At 33.4% G+C, this 15,746-nt stretch carries 11 protein-coding genes; 4 read left to right on the plus strand and 7 right to left on the minus strand.

All coding sequences use genetic code 11. The features are described from left to right. Positions 1-44: 44 nt before the first annotated feature. Positions 45-1,631 (minus strand): O-antigen ligase family protein, encoded by a 1,587-nt coding sequence (locus HY951_16975; GenBank protein ID MBI5541756.1) that lies wholly within the window; start codon positions 1,629-1,631, stop codon positions 45-47. A 258-nt stretch (positions 1,632-1,889) separates the two neighbouring features. On the opposite strand from HY951_16975, the gene rplM reads away from it, so the two are divergent. The 4 genes from rplM (at position 1,890) to HY951_16995 (ending at position 4,605) form a co-directional block, all read left to right on the plus strand. After that, entirely contained in the window at positions 1,890-2,345 is a 456-nt protein-coding gene (gene rplM, locus HY951_16980; protein MBI5541757.1) for a 50S ribosomal protein L13, read from the plus strand. A gap of 5 nt (positions 2,346-2,350) precedes the next feature. After that, positions 2,351-2,737 carry a 30S ribosomal protein S9 gene (rpsI, locus tag HY951_16985; GenBank protein ID MBI5541758.1) on the plus strand — a complete coding sequence of 129 codons (387 nt, stop codon included), beginning with the start codon at positions 2,351-2,353 and terminating at the stop codon, positions 2,735-2,737. 100 nt (positions 2,738-2,837) lie between these two features. Further along, positions 2,838-3,755 (plus strand): 30S ribosomal protein S2, encoded by a 918-nt coding sequence (gene rpsB / locus HY951_16990; protein ID MBI5541759.1) that lies wholly within the window; start codon positions 2,838-2,840, stop codon positions 3,753-3,755. A 19-nt stretch (positions 3,756-3,774) separates the two neighbouring features. Further along, on the plus strand, positions 3,775-4,605 hold the full coding sequence (locus tag HY951_16995) for an elongation factor Ts (protein MBI5541760.1): 831 nt from the start codon (positions 3,775-3,777) through the stop codon (positions 4,603-4,605). A gap of 50 nt (positions 4,606-4,655) precedes the next feature. On the opposite strand, the gene HY951_17000 is transcribed toward HY951_16995, so the two are convergent. The 6 genes from HY951_17000 to HY951_17025 form a co-directional block, all read right to left on the minus strand. Further along, complete coding sequence (locus HY951_17000) at positions 4,656-12,458, minus strand: PKD domain-containing protein (protein MBI5541761.1); 7,803 nt, start codon at positions 12,456-12,458, stop codon at positions 4,656-4,658. Positions 12,459-12,523: 65 nt separating this feature from the next. Beyond that, a complete protein-coding gene (locus HY951_17005) occupies positions 12,524-13,756 on the minus strand; it encodes a PKD domain-containing protein (GenBank protein ID MBI5541762.1) in 1,233 nt (410 codons plus the stop codon). Next, positions 13,737-14,321, minus strand: a complete 585-nt coding sequence (locus HY951_17010) for a sigma-70 family RNA polymerase sigma factor (GenBank protein MBI5541763.1) — start codon at positions 14,319-14,321, stop codon at positions 13,737-13,739. Before HY951_17010 ends, HY951_17005 begins: the two co-directional genes overlap by 20 nt. A 96-nt stretch (positions 14,322-14,417) precedes the next feature. Further along, positions 14,418-14,582 carry a rubredoxin gene (locus HY951_17015; protein MBI5541764.1) on the minus strand — a complete coding sequence of 55 codons (165 nt, stop codon included), beginning with the start codon at positions 14,580-14,582 and terminating at the stop codon, positions 14,418-14,420. Positions 14,583-14,712: 130 nt separating this feature from the next. After that, positions 14,713-14,892 carry a hypothetical protein gene (locus HY951_17020; GenBank protein ID MBI5541765.1) on the minus strand — a complete coding sequence of 60 codons (180 nt, stop codon included), beginning with the start codon at positions 14,890-14,892 and terminating at the stop codon, positions 14,713-14,715. Between the two features lie 157 nt (positions 14,893-15,049). After that, positions 15,050-15,640 (minus strand): sigma-70 family RNA polymerase sigma factor, encoded by a 591-nt coding sequence (locus tag HY951_17025; protein ID MBI5541766.1) that lies wholly within the window; start codon positions 15,638-15,640, stop codon positions 15,050-15,052. Between the last annotated feature and the right edge of the window lie 106 nt (positions 15,641-15,746).

Raw genomic sequence — 15,746 nt, forward strand, 5'->3', positions numbered from 1 at the left:
TCCTGACACATTGTTTTATTTTTTTGTAATATGCAAAGATAATCTTATTGTTCTGTATGAACAACTTCTTGTTTTCCTGAAAAAAGAAATAAGCAGTAAAACAAAACGAAAAATGTTACTCCTGCCTGAGATTCTAAAGTATCTTCATTAAAAAATGACAAAAACATAATCAAGAACAATACAGAAAAAAGAAAATCTTTATAACCTTTTTCTTTTATTACAGGATAAAATAACATGAAAATGAAGAAAATAAAACCAAATACTCCAAAAGTAAGAAAGAAAGTCACAAGTTGATTATGTGCCCTTAATCTCCACTCCTTATCAAGTTTACTTTGCATTATCTCATATTGCTTATCAAATGAATGCTGAACGTTTCCGGTGCCCACCCCAAAAAAGAAATTTGCTGAGATTATTTCTTTTGCTGCTTTTAAATATTCAATCCTTTGTGCTACTGAATGACCACTGGCCTGTTTATTATATTTATATTCATACAACTCCCAAATAACATTATATACTATTGGATAAATTTTCCATTCGCTAAGAAACAAATAATTTGGAACACCATTTTCTATAGCATTTATTTCTTCAGAATTTAATCTGGAAATACCTGCAGAATCTTTTCTTAAACCTTTAGATGTTAAAAATCTTATAAGAGTAAATCTAAGATCATTTCCATTTCTGTCTTTATCAAAATAATCAATTTTACTTCTTTTTTGCCACTCTGACATAAGTTCATTTTCGCAAACATAAATCCAAACTAGTTTCCCGTTTTCTACAGATTTTGCATCAGGAACGAACGTATAATATTTTCCCGACTCTGTTCTTGTATCAACACTAGAAAAATCTATTTCTTCAATTTTTGTAAAATTTATCAGGACATTATATATATAAATGCTAGGAAGAACAGGCAAGACAATCAAAAACAGAAAGATTACCCATTTAAGCCAATGCTTTATTTTAAAAGCTAAAAACCAAAAAATTAAATAAGAAATAATTCCAAAAATAACTATGCCTGTTAAACTTTTTAAAAGTATAAGAAAAACTATCAACCAAACAGATGCTATTAATGCACATATTTTCCATATACCTTTAAAAGCTGTTTCATTTTTATTAAAAGAATAATACATGAAAATAAAAATTGAAAAAGCTATCATTAAAGAAAACCTGATATGAGAAATAAATGGAGAAAGATCTCTATAGTTTGTAATATTTACAGATTGTTTAAAAATAAAGATTGTTATACTTATTAATGTACCAAGCAAAACCCCAGATGTAAAAAACAATAATATTGACTTTAACAGCTTTTTTGTCAATGCATACGAACTACCTATTAATATTGGTAAAACTAATATAGGTACCTTAACTTTCAAATCGTTAAAGGCATAATTATAATCTTGAGGTGGTAGCAACCAGATAACATGAACAATAAAAATTGACGAAAAAAATAAAATCCCATTTTTAGATTTTAATTTTGAGAACTTTTCTTTAAAATTACCTTCAGCTATCCAATTGCCCAATAATATTAATTCTGAAATACTTGTTCCAAAAGAAGAAAGTGGTAATGAAAATGCAAGGAGAGCTAATCCAAACAAATAAATATAACGATGAATAGTTGGAGTAAATAAAGGCATTAATAAATTTTAATAATGTTCGGAATAACGAAAAATGATTCTTTTTATTTCAAAAGGCAAAATTAATAATTTACATTTCATTATACATAAATTTTACACGCTGATTATCAGCCATTAACCAAGAGCCGCATTTTAACTGCAAATTATTTAAAAATTTAATCTCTCATTATTGGCATATTATAAAAATAATTGTATTTTTGCAGTCCGTATTTTCAAACGGTTATCGTATAGTTAATAAAGTAATAATAAGTCAAGAAAGTGGACGCATTAAGCTACAAAACAGTATCTTTAAATAAAGCAACTGTAAAAAAAGAATGGTTAGTTATTGATGCTACCGATTTGGTAGTTGGTAGACTTTGTTCAACCATTGCAGTAATTCTCAGAGGAAAACACAAAGCTGGATTTACTCCTCATGTTGATTGCGGTGATAACGTAATTTTATTGAACTCTGAAAAGATTCAATTTACAGGTGATAAATGGGCTAACAAACGTTATGTTCGTCATACCGGATACCCTGGTGGTCAACGCCTTATTTCTCCAGAGAAACAAATGGCTAAAGATCCAAGAAAGATTATCGAGCATGGTGTAAAAGGTATGCTTCCTCGTAATCGATTATCAAGAAGATTAATTCATAACCTGTTCATTTATACAGGCACTGAGCATCCACATGAAGCTCAAAAACCAAAAGTAATAAATATTAATACAATTAAATAAATAGTATGGGAATTGTAAACGCAATAGGTAGAAGAAAAGCTGCAATTGCACGCATATACTTAAAAGAAGGAACTGGAATAATAACTATCAATGATAGAGAATTTAAAAATTATTTTCCAACTCCTCAACTTCAGCATACCGTTATTCATCCACTTCTCACAATTCAGGCTGAAAACAAATTCGATATTAAAGTAAACCTTGATGGTGGTGGAATTAATGGTCAGGCAGAAGCGCTTCGTTTAGCAATTTCAAGAGCTATTGTAAAAGCAACTCCTGAACTAAAACCAGCATTAAAAGTTAAAGGTTTCTTAACCCGCGACCCACGCGAAGTTGAACGTAAAAAACCAGGACAGAAAAAAGCACGTAAAAGATTCCAGTTTAGCAAACGTTAATGGATTCTATTATAGTTTAGTATCTAAATTGTCAGGACTTCTTTTTAAGAACTACCTGACAATTGCATTAATAATAAGAAAGTAAACTAAAATAAATAACATGTCAAAAGTAACATTCGAACAATTATTAGAAGCAGGTGTACACTTTGGTCACCTTAAAAGAAAATGGAATCCAAACATGGCTCCTTATATTTTTATGGAGAAAAATGGAATTCACATTCTTGATTTACACAAAACCGTTGTAAAGCTTGATGAAGCTTGCAATGCATTAAAACAAATTGCAAAATCTGGACGCAAAATTTTATTTGTAGCTACAAAAAAACAAGCAAAAGATATAGTTGCAGAAAAAGTAAGTAAAATTAATATGCCTTATGTAACTGAGCGTTGGCCAGGTGGTATGTTAACAAATTTCCCTACAATTCGTAAAGCTGTTAAGAAAATGTCTACCATTGATAAAATGGCTACAGATGGCACTTTCGATAACCTTTCAAAAAGAGAAAAACTTCAGATTAGCCGTAAACGTGCTAAATTAGAAAAGAACTTAGGTAGTATTACAGACTTAACCCGTTTACCAGCTGCTCTTTTTATTATTGACGTTTCAAAAGAACATATTGCAGTAAGAGAAGCAAAACGTTTAAGTATTCCATTATTTGGAATGGTTGATACTAACTCAGATCCTAATAATATCGATTTCCCAATTCCTGCAAACGATGATGCATCAAATTCAATTGCATTAATTCTTGATACAGCAATAGCTGCTATTACAGCTGGTCTTGAAGAACGTAAATTTGATAAAGAAAAAGAAGTTGCTCAGCCAAAAGAGAAACCTTCACGTAACAGAACAAAACACGAAGAAACTGAGGAAGTTTCTAACGAAGAAGAAGTTGTTGCTGATGATTCAGTAGAACTAGTTGAAGCTACTGCTGAAGAAATTGCTGCTTTAGCTGCAAAAAAGAGTACTGAAGCAAAGAAATCTCCAGCAAAAAGAACAACAATAAAGAAAAACATTAAAGAATAACAAAATAAGAATTTTTAATATGGCACAAATTACAACTGCAGATATTACAAAATTACGTCAACTTACAGGTGCTGGAATGATGGATTGTAAAAATGCACTTACTGAATCAGAAGGTGATGTTAATATTGCAATAGAAATTATTCGTAAAAAAGGACAGGCTGTTTCGATGAAACGTGCTGATCGTCAAACTACCCAAGGTTTAGTAGTTGCTGAAATCAGTCCAAACGGAAAAGATGCTGCAATTATTGCTCTAAGTTGCGAAACTGACTTTGTTGCAAAAACTGATGGTTTTATCGAACTATCTAAAATTATTGCTCAAAAAGCTTTGGAGGCAAAACCTGCAAATATTGATGAATTAAAACAAATTAATGTAAACAACCTTACTATTCAGGATATGATTATGGATAAGGTTGCTGCTATTGGCGAACGTATAGATGTTACATATTACGAGCATATTTCTGCTGAACATGTTTTCTCTTATATTCATCAGGGAAGTAAAATTGGAACTCTTGTTGGATTCAACAAAATGGTTTCAAACCAGCAAATAGGAAAAGATGTTGCAATGCAAATTGCAGCAATGAGTCCAATTGCTATTGACAAAGATGATATTTCAAAAGAAATGGTAGAGAAAGAAATTGAAATTGGTAAAGAACAAGCTCGTGCAGAAGGAAAACCAGAAGCAATGTTAGAGAAAATTGCAATGGGTAAACTTAATAAGTTTTACAATGAAAGCACTTTATTAAATCAGGAATTTGTTAAAGATAATAAAATGACCGTTCGTCAGTATATCCAAAATGGCGACAAAGATCTTTCTATTACAGTTTTTAAACGTTGTTCTATTACACTTTAAAAATAGATTAATCTAAAATAAAAAAAGCTGCTCACGCAGCTTTTTTTATTTTATCTAATTACGGTTACAGGACCGGTTTCTTCATGTAAGGTTCCATTTACATCCTTCACTTTAATATACCAGGAATAAGTCCCTACAGGTACTAATTTATTTACATTATTCTTAAATCCACCATTCCATCCACCTGGTAGCCATCCTGAATTTAGATTAGCCATATCCTGAACTTCATTTGGCGTTAATGCAGTTCCTTCGGGATAAGTAGTTGTTTCAAATATTATTTGACCCCATCTATCATAAATTGCCAAATAGTAATTACTCTTATCAAAGCCTCTTCCTTTTGGATAAAAATATCCGTCAGCTGAACCTGTTCCTGGATAGAATGCAGTAGGAACCCATATAGTATAAATTTCATTTACTCTTAAAGTATGTTGAACTGTATCAATACACCCTTCTTCAGTTCTTACAAATAAAGTAATAGTATAAACCCCGGGATTTTCATAAATGTGAGTAGGAGTTAAAGTACCAGCAGCTGATTCACCATCACCTAAATCCCACACTGTTTGATTTGCAGGATCTGTTTCTGCATTAAATTGAACTTCACCTTGCAATGCATCTATCACATTAGGAGAATATGAAAAATCTGCAGTTGGTATCGGATAAACTTCAACAAGATCGTTAAATATCCGGGTCATTTCACAACCATAATTCGCTGATGATAAGGTTAATGTTATAGCATATGAACCTGGTAATCCATAAATATGAGATGTAATACTATCTGTTGATAAATTAGCATTACCTGTAGAAGGATCACCAAAATTCCAGTTATAGCGAACAGAATCATTCGCAGGAACTGACACAACTGCATCAAAATTAGCTAATAATGGAACACATCCACTTTGATACCTTGGATCGCGGATAAGGCGTGGCGCCTGTCGTACAAATATTGTCATTGTGGCTGTTCCAGGAGGAGTTCCACAACCGTCAAACACCTGAACAGTATATGTTGTAGTATCTGTTGGTGTAACTGTATTCGGGTTTCCTGCCCCAATATTCCAAACATAATTATATGGAGGACCTATTCCACCAAATGCAGTAACATCAATATTGTAATTATCTCCTTCACAAATAGTTGTATTCATAGAAGTACTTGCATAAATTGCAGGATAAACATATATACCAACAATACCTGGGTTTTGAGAAATACAACCATTGGCATCATATGCATTTACAAAATAATTTGTAGTACTGTCAGGTGATACCATTTGAGTTTGAGCACTAGGATTGCCAAGTCCTGAACCAGTCCATAAATAAGTAAACGGTGGAGTTCCACCTGAAGCATTTGCTGTAATATTAACAGAATTATTACCTATACAAATTGAATCTACTCCATTAGCATAAACTATAATTGGGTTTGGTTGACCAACAATAGTAGAGTTTGCAATAGTACATAAGTTTGCATCAGTAACTGTAACTGTATATACACCGGCACCAACACCAGAAGCTATTTGAGTTGATTGCAAATCAGACCACAAATATGAATATGGCGCTAACCCACCAACTACGTTTGCTGTAATTGAACCGGTAAATGAACCAGGGCAAATTGCATTTGTAACATTAAATGTTAGTTGAGATGGTGGGGCTATTTCAGGCACATTAACATTTACAACTCCACCGCAACCCTGATTGTCTGTAACCTGAAGCTGATAATTACCGCTAATTAGATTTGTTATTGATGTAGCAGTTGAATTTCCAGGAGACCAATGGTAAGTATAATCAGGAATTCCTCCAACAACAGAATCAACCTGAGCTGAACCGTTGTCAAATCCACAATGTGCAGGATTTGAAGAAGCATATACATAAATTAAAGAAGGTTGGTCTACAGTAAATGAAGATATTGCTGTACAACTCCAGATGTCGGTTACAATAACAGAGTAGGTTCCTGCTATCAAATTTGAGGTTATTGAACTTGACCCAACTGCAGGTAACTGCCAATTATATTGATATACCGGAGTACCACCAGATGCACTTACTGATATCATACCATCTGCATTTCCATAACAGTGAGCATCTGTAACAACTCCTGTAATGTCTAGTGCCGGTGGTTCAGTAATAGTTACAACATTTACGCTTGTACATCCATGTGCATCTTCCGCAACAACAGTATATGGTCCTGCACATAAATTTGTAGCTGTTGCTCCTGTTTGACTGATTCCTAACCAATCATATGTATATGGTAATATTCCTCCACCTGCAAGAACTGAAGCTGTTCCCAAACAATTACCAAAACAATGGTTATTAGTTGAATTACTAATAACGGATACAAAGGCAGTTGGTTCGTGAACATTAATAAACCCTGACGATTGGCATCCGTTAGCATCAGAAACAGTTACATAATACATATCACCTTCTAGCCCACTAATTGTATCACCAGAGAAAGAACCTCCGCCTAGATTTGTCCAACTGGAAATATATGGTGGTGCTGCTGGACTTGAAGGTGTATAACTAACTATTGCAACACCATCATTCATTCCGGCACAACTAACTGAGTCAGCTAACAATGTAGTAATTTGAGGACCAGCAAGATTTTGTATAGCAATTTGTTGAGTAGCTATACACCCGTTTTGATCAATTAATGTAACTGTTGCAATACCTGCAGGCATACCTGTTTCATGTACACTATTTCCACCAGTTGTCCATGAAATTGAATACCCAGTTAAACCTCCTTGAATACCTATAGTAGCCTCACCATTAGCAACTCCACAAGTTGCTGGCACCACATTAAGTACATCAATTTGTAATAATGGGTTACCAGTTACAGTAGCGTTAGACGAAATTGTACAACCATTGTTATCAGTTATTGTTACCACATAATTACCGGGACACAAATTATTGATTAATGATGTATTTAATATATTTGACCACAAATATGTATATGGTATTTGACCTCCTGAAACATTTGCAGAAATACTCCCATCGCAAAATTGAAAACAGGTTTCATCTGTTTTTATTAAATTTAAATTAAGTTGAGGAGGTTGACTAATAATCTCAGAAGTTGTAATATTACACCCATTCTGGTCTGTAACAGTTAAAAAATATGTGTCCTGAGGTAAATTACCAATATTTTGCGTATTAGCACTATAAGTTCCTAAAGCATTTGTCCATTGATATGTATAACTTGGGGTACCACCTGTAACATTTGTTGAAATACTTCCATCATTTGCTAAATAACAAGTCAAATGTGTTGGTATAACGCTATTAAACACCATTGGGTTAGGGGTGCCTACAGTAACAGATATTGTTTCAGTACAGTTATGCGAATCAGTTACAGTAACTGAATATATTCCACCTGCTAAACCAATAGCAGTGTCATTAGTTTGTCCTGCAGCATTTGCATCCCATTGAAATTGATATGGCGGCACACCTCCAACTGTAGATACGCTGGCAGTACCATTATTCAATCCACTACAAGATTCATCAGTATGCGAGGTGGTTAATGTTATAAAAGTAGGCTCAACAACTGAAGTAGAACTACCAACTGTGCAACCATTAGCATCAGTAACTAAAACAGATAAATTTCCACTACAAATGCCAGTAGTCATTGAACTTGTTGCATTTAATCCACCAAATGGCGTTCCTCCAACCCATAGGTAACTATATGGAAGTGTTCCACCTGTAGCTAAAACACTTGCTGACCCATTACAATTTCCATTACATAATGGACTTACACTTGATATTGTTAAAACAGATAAAACTGAAAGTTGAGTTATCGTCACATTTACTGATGAGACACAACCTACGCCATCTGTTGCTGAAAACGTATAAGTGCCAGCGATTAAATTAGTTGCCGTTATTGAATTTTGTCCATTACTCCATGAATAAGTAAAAGGTGCAGTACCACCTGATACTGAACCCTGAGCTAAACCATTAGCTAAACCATTACAGGTTACATTAGTAGACGAAGCAATACTAGCAACCGGTCCAGCAATATTTGAAACAGTATATGATCCCGTTTGAGAACAGCCTTTAAAATCAGTAACAGTAACATTATACACACCAGCAGGAATATTTACCAAATCTTCGGTTGAACCCGAAGGCGACCAAATATATGTAAAAGGAGCAGCACCATTAGTTACTGTTAAATCCAAAGCTCCATTACTTTGATTACAATTTGCACTAGTTGGAATAGCACTTAAAACTATAGGTGGTACAGCAGTTATTGAACTTGTTCCAATAACACTACATGTATGCGAATCAGTTACTGTCACTGTATATGATCCGGCACATAGATTATTATTTACTGAACCTGCAAATGAATTACTCCACATATTAGAATAAGGTGGTGTACCACCAGATGGAACGGATGTTAAAATTCCTGTACATTGACCAGCACAACTAACATCGGCAATAGTAATATTAACAGTTAAAGGTGTTGGACTACTAATAACTGCTGTAGCGGTTGAAGTACAACCATTTGCATCCGAAACAGTTGCAATATACGATCCGGCACATAAGTTTGTTATAACACTTGTAACTCCTCCACTTGACCAATTATAACTATAAGGTAAAGTTCCTCCTCCCATTGATACAGTAGCCGAACCATCACAAATACCTGAACATGACACATTGGTAAAAGTAGAAATAGAAGCAGTACCTCCAGGAGTGTTTCCAACAGTAGCATTTGCAATAACTGTACATAAATTAGCATCACTTACAGTTACAGTATAGCTTCCAGGTAGTAAATTTGTTGCAGTTTGTGTTACTTGAGCACCTCCACTCCACAAATAAGTATAACTAGGAGTTCCACCCGCACCAGTAACAGTAGCAGTTCCATCAGCATGACCACAATGTGCATTAACCGTAGTTGTGCTTGCAGTTAAAACAGTTGGTTGACTAATTGTTACAGAAGTTACAGCAGAACATAAGTTTGCATCTCTGACTGTTACAGAATATGTACCATTACATAAACCAGTTGAGTTTGGAACAACTTGACCATTTGACCACAAATATGTATATGCAGGAGTTCCGCCACCCGCAGTAACTGTTGCAGTACCATTGCAAATACTATTACATAATGCATTTGAGAAACCTGTTATATTTGCTGTAACAACGGATGGAGCAGTAATCGTTGCAGTTGCAGTTGATGTACATAAATTTGCATCAGTTATTGTAACAACATAAGAACCTGCTGATAAATTTATTGCAGTAGCAGATACCTGACTTGATGCACTTGGTGGCCATAAATATGTATAAGGACCATTTCCACCAACACCTGAAGCCGTTGCTGTACCATTTGCACCACCAAAACAAGAAATATTTGTAAAACCAGAAATTGAAGCTACAACTCCGGCAGTATTACCAATTGTTGCCGAAACTGTAGTTGTACAGCTTTGATTATCTGTAACAGTTGCAATATAAGTTCCGGGTGCTAAATTTATTGCAGTAATTGTATTTTGATTAGCAGCAGTAGCAGGCCATAAATAAGTATAGCCTGGAGTTCCCCCTGCTGGAGTAATTGTTGCAGAACCATCAGAATTACCGCAATGTGCTGCTATAGGTGTAGTTATTGCTGATACTACTGTAGGTTGAGTAACAGTTACACTTGCAACTGCACTACATCCTAAATTATCAGTAACAGTTACAGAAGAATTTCCATTGCATAAATTACTTGCAGTATTTGTTGTAACAATAGTACCCATAGTAGAAGATCCTGTTGACCAAACATAATTATATGGTGGGTTTAAAGTACCACCAATAGATACTGTTGCAGTTCCATTACATTGTCCAAAACAAATAGGATTTGCACTTGCACTTATTGTTGCAGTAGGTGCACCACTACTTCCAACATTTACTGTAGTCGTATTTGTACATCCATTGCTATTTGTTACAGTAACAGTATATGCACCAGCTGTTAATCCGGAAATAGTATTAGTTGTTGATGCAGTTCCCATTGTAGGAGGTCCACTAGACCAAACATAATTATAATTAGGAACCCCACCAGAAGTAATATTAACAGTTGCTGTTCCATTAGCCATTCCACAAGTAGCAGGAACACTTGAATTTGTTAAAGTTATTGGTGCAGGTGCAGTTAAAATAACACTTGCTGTTTGCGTACATCCAGCAGACGCATTATCTGTTACAGTCACTGTATAAGTTCCAACACATAATCCTGTAATACTTGCAGTTGGTCCAAGAGTTGACCATAAATAACTAAATGGGCCTATTCCACCAGCAACTGTAACATTTGCAGTTCCATTACATGCTCCATTACAAGTAGGATTTGTTCTGGTTGCATTTAATACTAGTGCTGCTGGTTGTGTAATTGTTGTACTATTAGTACCTGTACAACCTAAATTGTCAGTTACTGTTACTAAATATGTACCTGGACATAAAGAAGAAATAGAAGGCGTATTTGGACCAGTACTCCAATGATAAGTATACGGTGCAGCACCTGCACTACCGGCAGCTATAGCACTACCATTACAAGCACCAAAGCATGTTACATTTGTAGGAGTTGCTGATACAGATGGCTGTGGATATACAGTAATATTTTGAGTACTTGTTGCAGTACAAGTTCCTATAGTAACAGTTTGTGTAACTGCATGTACTCCTGAAGTACTAAATGTTACTCCTGTTGGATTTTGAGCTGTAGAAGTTGCCGGAGTACCACCTGCAAATGTCCATGAATAGGTTGCTCCTGAAGATGTACCAGTATTTGTAAAATTAAACGAGTTTCCACTTAAACATTGATTACTGTTATATGTAAATCCAGCTAAAGGATTAGAGAATGTTATCGTCATATTATCAGTACATGTAACACTACTACTATTTGTACCTACCCATGTTAATGTATAAGTACCAGCTGCAGCAGCAGTAATTGTTGATGTAGCAGAATTTATATTACCAAAAGTAATACCTGCAACAGGATTCCAATGATAAGCAGAATAACCTGCCTGACCTGCAGTTGCTGCAAGAGTTGCTGTTAATCCACAGACAGATTGATCAACTCCTGCATTTACAGAGCACGCATTACATGCTGCCGGTGCAGTGAAGTTAGAGGTCCAAGTACATGTAGGTGCAGCAGAAAATACCCCGGTTACAGAATATCCAGCACCATTAGCTGGAATACCCGCAATAGAAAAACAACTGGTTCCTACAAAAGGTGGTGTAAAAGTCTGAGTATACCCACCCGGATTAACAGTAACAGTTAAATTACCTGTAGTGGGTGGATGATCTAAAGGTAAATTATTATAATCCACACATCCAGTTAAAGTAAATGTATTACCTGGAACACAAGCCCCAGGAAATGTAGTAATTCCAGTTATATTACAATAAACAACATTACAATTTGTTGAACCAGCTCCGGCACCACTGTTTGTTTGACTAAATACAACATTAGTTGTTGTATTGGCAAAGTTTGTGATAAGCATCATATAATACTGACCCGATATCGCATTAGATATATTACAATCTTCCTGTGCAGCAGTTGAATAACTACAATCAACTGTATTTCCTGATGTTAAATTATTGCAAACATTTGTAAGTGAAGAAAAAGGTCCCCAACATGTAAAATCAATATCTGTACCTGCAGAAGAACTCATATGTATATCAATATTACCAGATTGGTCAATTAATAAAAAATACCATACTGGACTTGGAGTAGTTAATAAACAAGTATAATTTGGACCGGCTTGAGCTTGTGGACCGCCTCCTGCACCAGAACCATCATAAGCTAATGGGAAATTATAAGTTGTTCCAGTACAAAATGGGTCTGCTGTAGCACAATTATTTGTATACTGTGAATGCGCAAAAAAAGTAGTTATTGATAAAAATATCAATAATAATAGCCTTTTCATAAGTTTCATATTTTTTAGTAAAAATATTATAAAATCTTAATAATAAAAATCTTTGTTAAAAACTTTTATTTTAACAGATTAATAATGCCATTTCTTTCGTCAACATTTCCATATTTATCTATAGATTTTAGTTTATATAGATAAACACCTACCTCAGCCTGTTGACCATTATTTTTATTAATACCATCCCAATTTACATTATTTCCTTTAGCACTAAACACTAATTGACCTGTTTTACTAAATATCTCAAATACAAAATAATATTCTTCAGAATTTTCTACAATTGGTCCAAATGTACTATTCTGCCCAGCTATATTTGGAGTAAAGGCATTTGGAATGTATAATGGATGGTTAATTTTAATATCAATATTTTTATTTATCGTATCCGAGCAACCTGATTTATTAGTTGCAATTAATTTAACAGAATACTTACCATTTTTAGTAAATGTTTTTTCTGTATTTTCTTCAAAAGATTCTGAATCATTAAAAACCCATTTAAAACTATTAGCGTTAACTGAAGCATTTGTAAAACTCACAACGGAATTATCTGTTTCTGTGGCAAATAATGCTGTAGGAGTATCGTTTACTTTGACCAAATACTGTCTCATGTTTGAAATAACTGCTTCGGATTTAAAATATTTAACAATTAACAAAACAGAATAATTACCGGCTCTTTTATAGGTATGATTAGGCATTTTTTCAGTAGAAATATTACCATCTCCAAAATCCCAAGAATAAATAGTAGAATCTGAAATTTCAACAGGAACAAATTTTGTTGTAAACGGAACACAACCTTCTGTTTCTCTACAAATAAAGGTAGCATTTGGTTTTGCAGCTTTAGTCACATTAACGGGATTAATAAAATCAGGATCTTTTGTACTATTTACATTTTCCTTTTGGTCCTCAACAACGTTTACTAAAATATCGTTATTTTTAACATTGTTATCAATTACACTTACCACATTAGAAATTGGCGTATTTGTCTTATTTTCAACATTATTCACATTTGTTTTAATTTCATTTTCCAGTGTAAAAGAGTTTGGAATTACTGAATTTGTAATAGTATTAATTATACTACAATTACCTGATTTATCGTTTGAATTAAAATACCAAAATAAACCAACAACTGTAACAATAGCAACTGTTAACGCTGCAGCAATACCATAAAATGAGCTCTTACCAGGAATTTGTTTCTTAAACTTTTTCCAGGAAGCAGCATCATAACTATACTCGAACGACTCAAGCTTCTGCCCAACTATTCGTTCAAATTCACCCTTGTTATTCATATTCAAATTCATTCCTATGTTGTTCTACCAATTCTTTTAATTTAATCTTAGCCTTTGCTAAGTTTGATTTTGAAGTTCCTATACTAATATTCAATGTTTCTGCAATTTCTTTATGCTGCATATTTTCAACAGCAAATAAGTTAAAAACCATTCTATATGCCGGAGAAAGTTTTTGCATTAATCCTATTAATGTTTCTGCTTTCATTCTTTGAATTTTTTCCATTTCTTCAGTCTTTTCAGAATCATCAACAATATCATCTATCAAGAACTCTTGCTCCTCTTTAATGTAAAAATCTTTTCGTGTTCTAACAGAATCAATTGCACTATTTACAATAATTCTCCTTACCCAACCTTCAAAAGAACCTTTATTTTCAAAACTCTTAAGTTTTATAAAAACTTTTATTAAACCATCATGCAAAACATCTTGTGCCTCTTCTTTATTTCTTGAATATCGCATACAAACTGCAAGCATTTTTCCATAGAACGTTTTATATAACAACTCCTGACTCTTGCGATTACCTTTAATACAGGAATCAACTAAATCTTTAACAACTTCTTTATTTGTTAAATCAATCATTTGCTGTTAAACATTAATAAGACGTTAGCTTTTTTTGTGGGTTGCCTATAATTTATCACACAATAAATCTTTTTGACGAAAAACTGTTTCTTCAAATTAATCATCTGTTTCTTCAAATTCTTCAATACCTACGCTACAAACAGGACATTGCCAGTTTTTAGATAAATCTTTAAAAAGTGTTCCTTCAATTATTCCAGAAATAGGATCACCCTCATTTTCGTCATAAATATACCCACAAACTTTGCATTTATATTTTTTCATAATTAATTAAAAATCTTACCCACTAATACTTAAAATTACAATCAGAAAAGTAATTATTTTTTTTGATTTAAATTAATCCCAGCAAATTTAAAAATAAAAAAAGGGACCTGATTTTTGGTCCCTTTTGTTTTTACATTGATTGCACCATCTTAATGATGCGATTTACGAGATAATCCGGAGGTTCTACAGAAACTCTGTCAAGGATTTCATTTATACTTTCAGAATTATCATTTATGTTAGTTACATCGTTGATTAATTTTGCTGAAGAAGTATTCTCGTAAGTAATTAATAGAGTAGAAACTTTTCCCATAGGCTATTTTAAAATTTATTGTTTGATTCATAATGACCATAAAACGCAATAGTTTTTATAATATTATGTAATATTAAAAATATTTTACAATTTTATTTAAGAACATATTGAGAATTATCTGGTTTACACAAACCAAATAAATCTCAATAGATTTATATTATTCTATAACCAAATTCATTTGTTTTTCATCAATAATTCTGCGCATATTAATTAAAGCATAACGCATTCTACCTAAAGCTGTATTTATACTTACCCCTGTCTCTTCTGCAATTTCTTTAAAACTCATATCCATAAAATGTCGCATAATAACAACTTGCTTCTGAACATCAGGAAGTTCTTCAACTAATCTGCGTACGTCATGTTCTACCTCATTTTTCACAACTACTTGCTCAGAAAATGATTCGGAATACTTTCTCTGATTAAAAATATCGTATTCATAATCATCTCGTGAAACAGTTTTAAGTCTTTTATCTTTTCTCACATTATCTATAATAAGATTATGAGCAATTCTCATAACCCAACCAAGAAAACGTCCATCATCGGTATACTTGCCTTCTCTTAAAGATTTAAAAACTTTCAAAAAAGTTTCCTGAAACAGATCTTCTGCCTGCTCCTTGTTTCTTACTATTATTAAAATGTAGGTAAAAACTTTGCGTTTATGACGCTTAATTAGCTGTTCTACAGCCTGCTGATTTCCTGCAATAAACTGATTAACAAGTTCGTTGTCAGAGATTTCTGGTAGCTTCATTTCCACTCGAATTAATTGGTTAAGTGGTAGAAGTAAAATCTATATGCAGCCCTCCTTTAGTTTAGTTTATAAATTACAGTCACAAATATATTAATTTTCTACGGAA

The organism is Bacteroidia bacterium, from assembly GCA_016218155.1.
GTDB lineage: Bacteria > Bacteroidota > Bacteroidia > Bacteroidales > GWA2-32-17 > GWA2-32-17.

Coding starts and splice junctions, on each gene's coding strand:
- HY951_17010 (MBI5541763.1), bottom strand. CDS start 14,321: ATGATTGATTTAACAAATAAAGAAGTTGTTAAAGATTTAGTTGATTCC.
- HY951_17015 (MBI5541764.1), bottom strand. CDS start 14,582: ATGAAAAAATATAAATGCAAAGTTTGTGGGTATATTTATGACGAAAAT.
- rpsB (MBI5541759.1), top strand. CDS start 2,838: ATGTCAAAAGTAACATTCGAACAATTATTAGAAGCAGGTGTACACTTT.
- HY951_17005 (MBI5541762.1), bottom strand. CDS start 13,756: ATGAATTTGAATATGAATAACAAGGGTGAATTTGAACGAATAGTTGGG.
- HY951_17020 (MBI5541765.1), bottom strand. CDS start 14,892: ATGGGAAAAGTTTCTACTCTATTAATTACTTACGAGAATACTTCTTCA.
- HY951_17025 (MBI5541766.1), bottom strand. CDS start 15,640: ATGAAGCTACCAGAAATCTCTGACAACGAACTTGTTAATCAGTTTATT.
- HY951_16975 (MBI5541756.1), bottom strand. CDS start 1,631: ATGCCTTTATTTACTCCAACTATTCATCGTTATATTTATTTGTTTGGA.
- HY951_16995 (MBI5541760.1), top strand. CDS start 3,775: ATGGCACAAATTACAACTGCAGATATTACAAAATTACGTCAACTTACA.
- HY951_17000 (MBI5541761.1), bottom strand. CDS start 12,458: ATGAAAAGGCTATTATTATTGATATTTTTATCAATAACTACTTTTTTT.
- rpsI (MBI5541758.1), top strand. CDS start 2,351: ATGGGAATTGTAAACGCAATAGGTAGAAGAAAAGCTGCAATTGCACGC.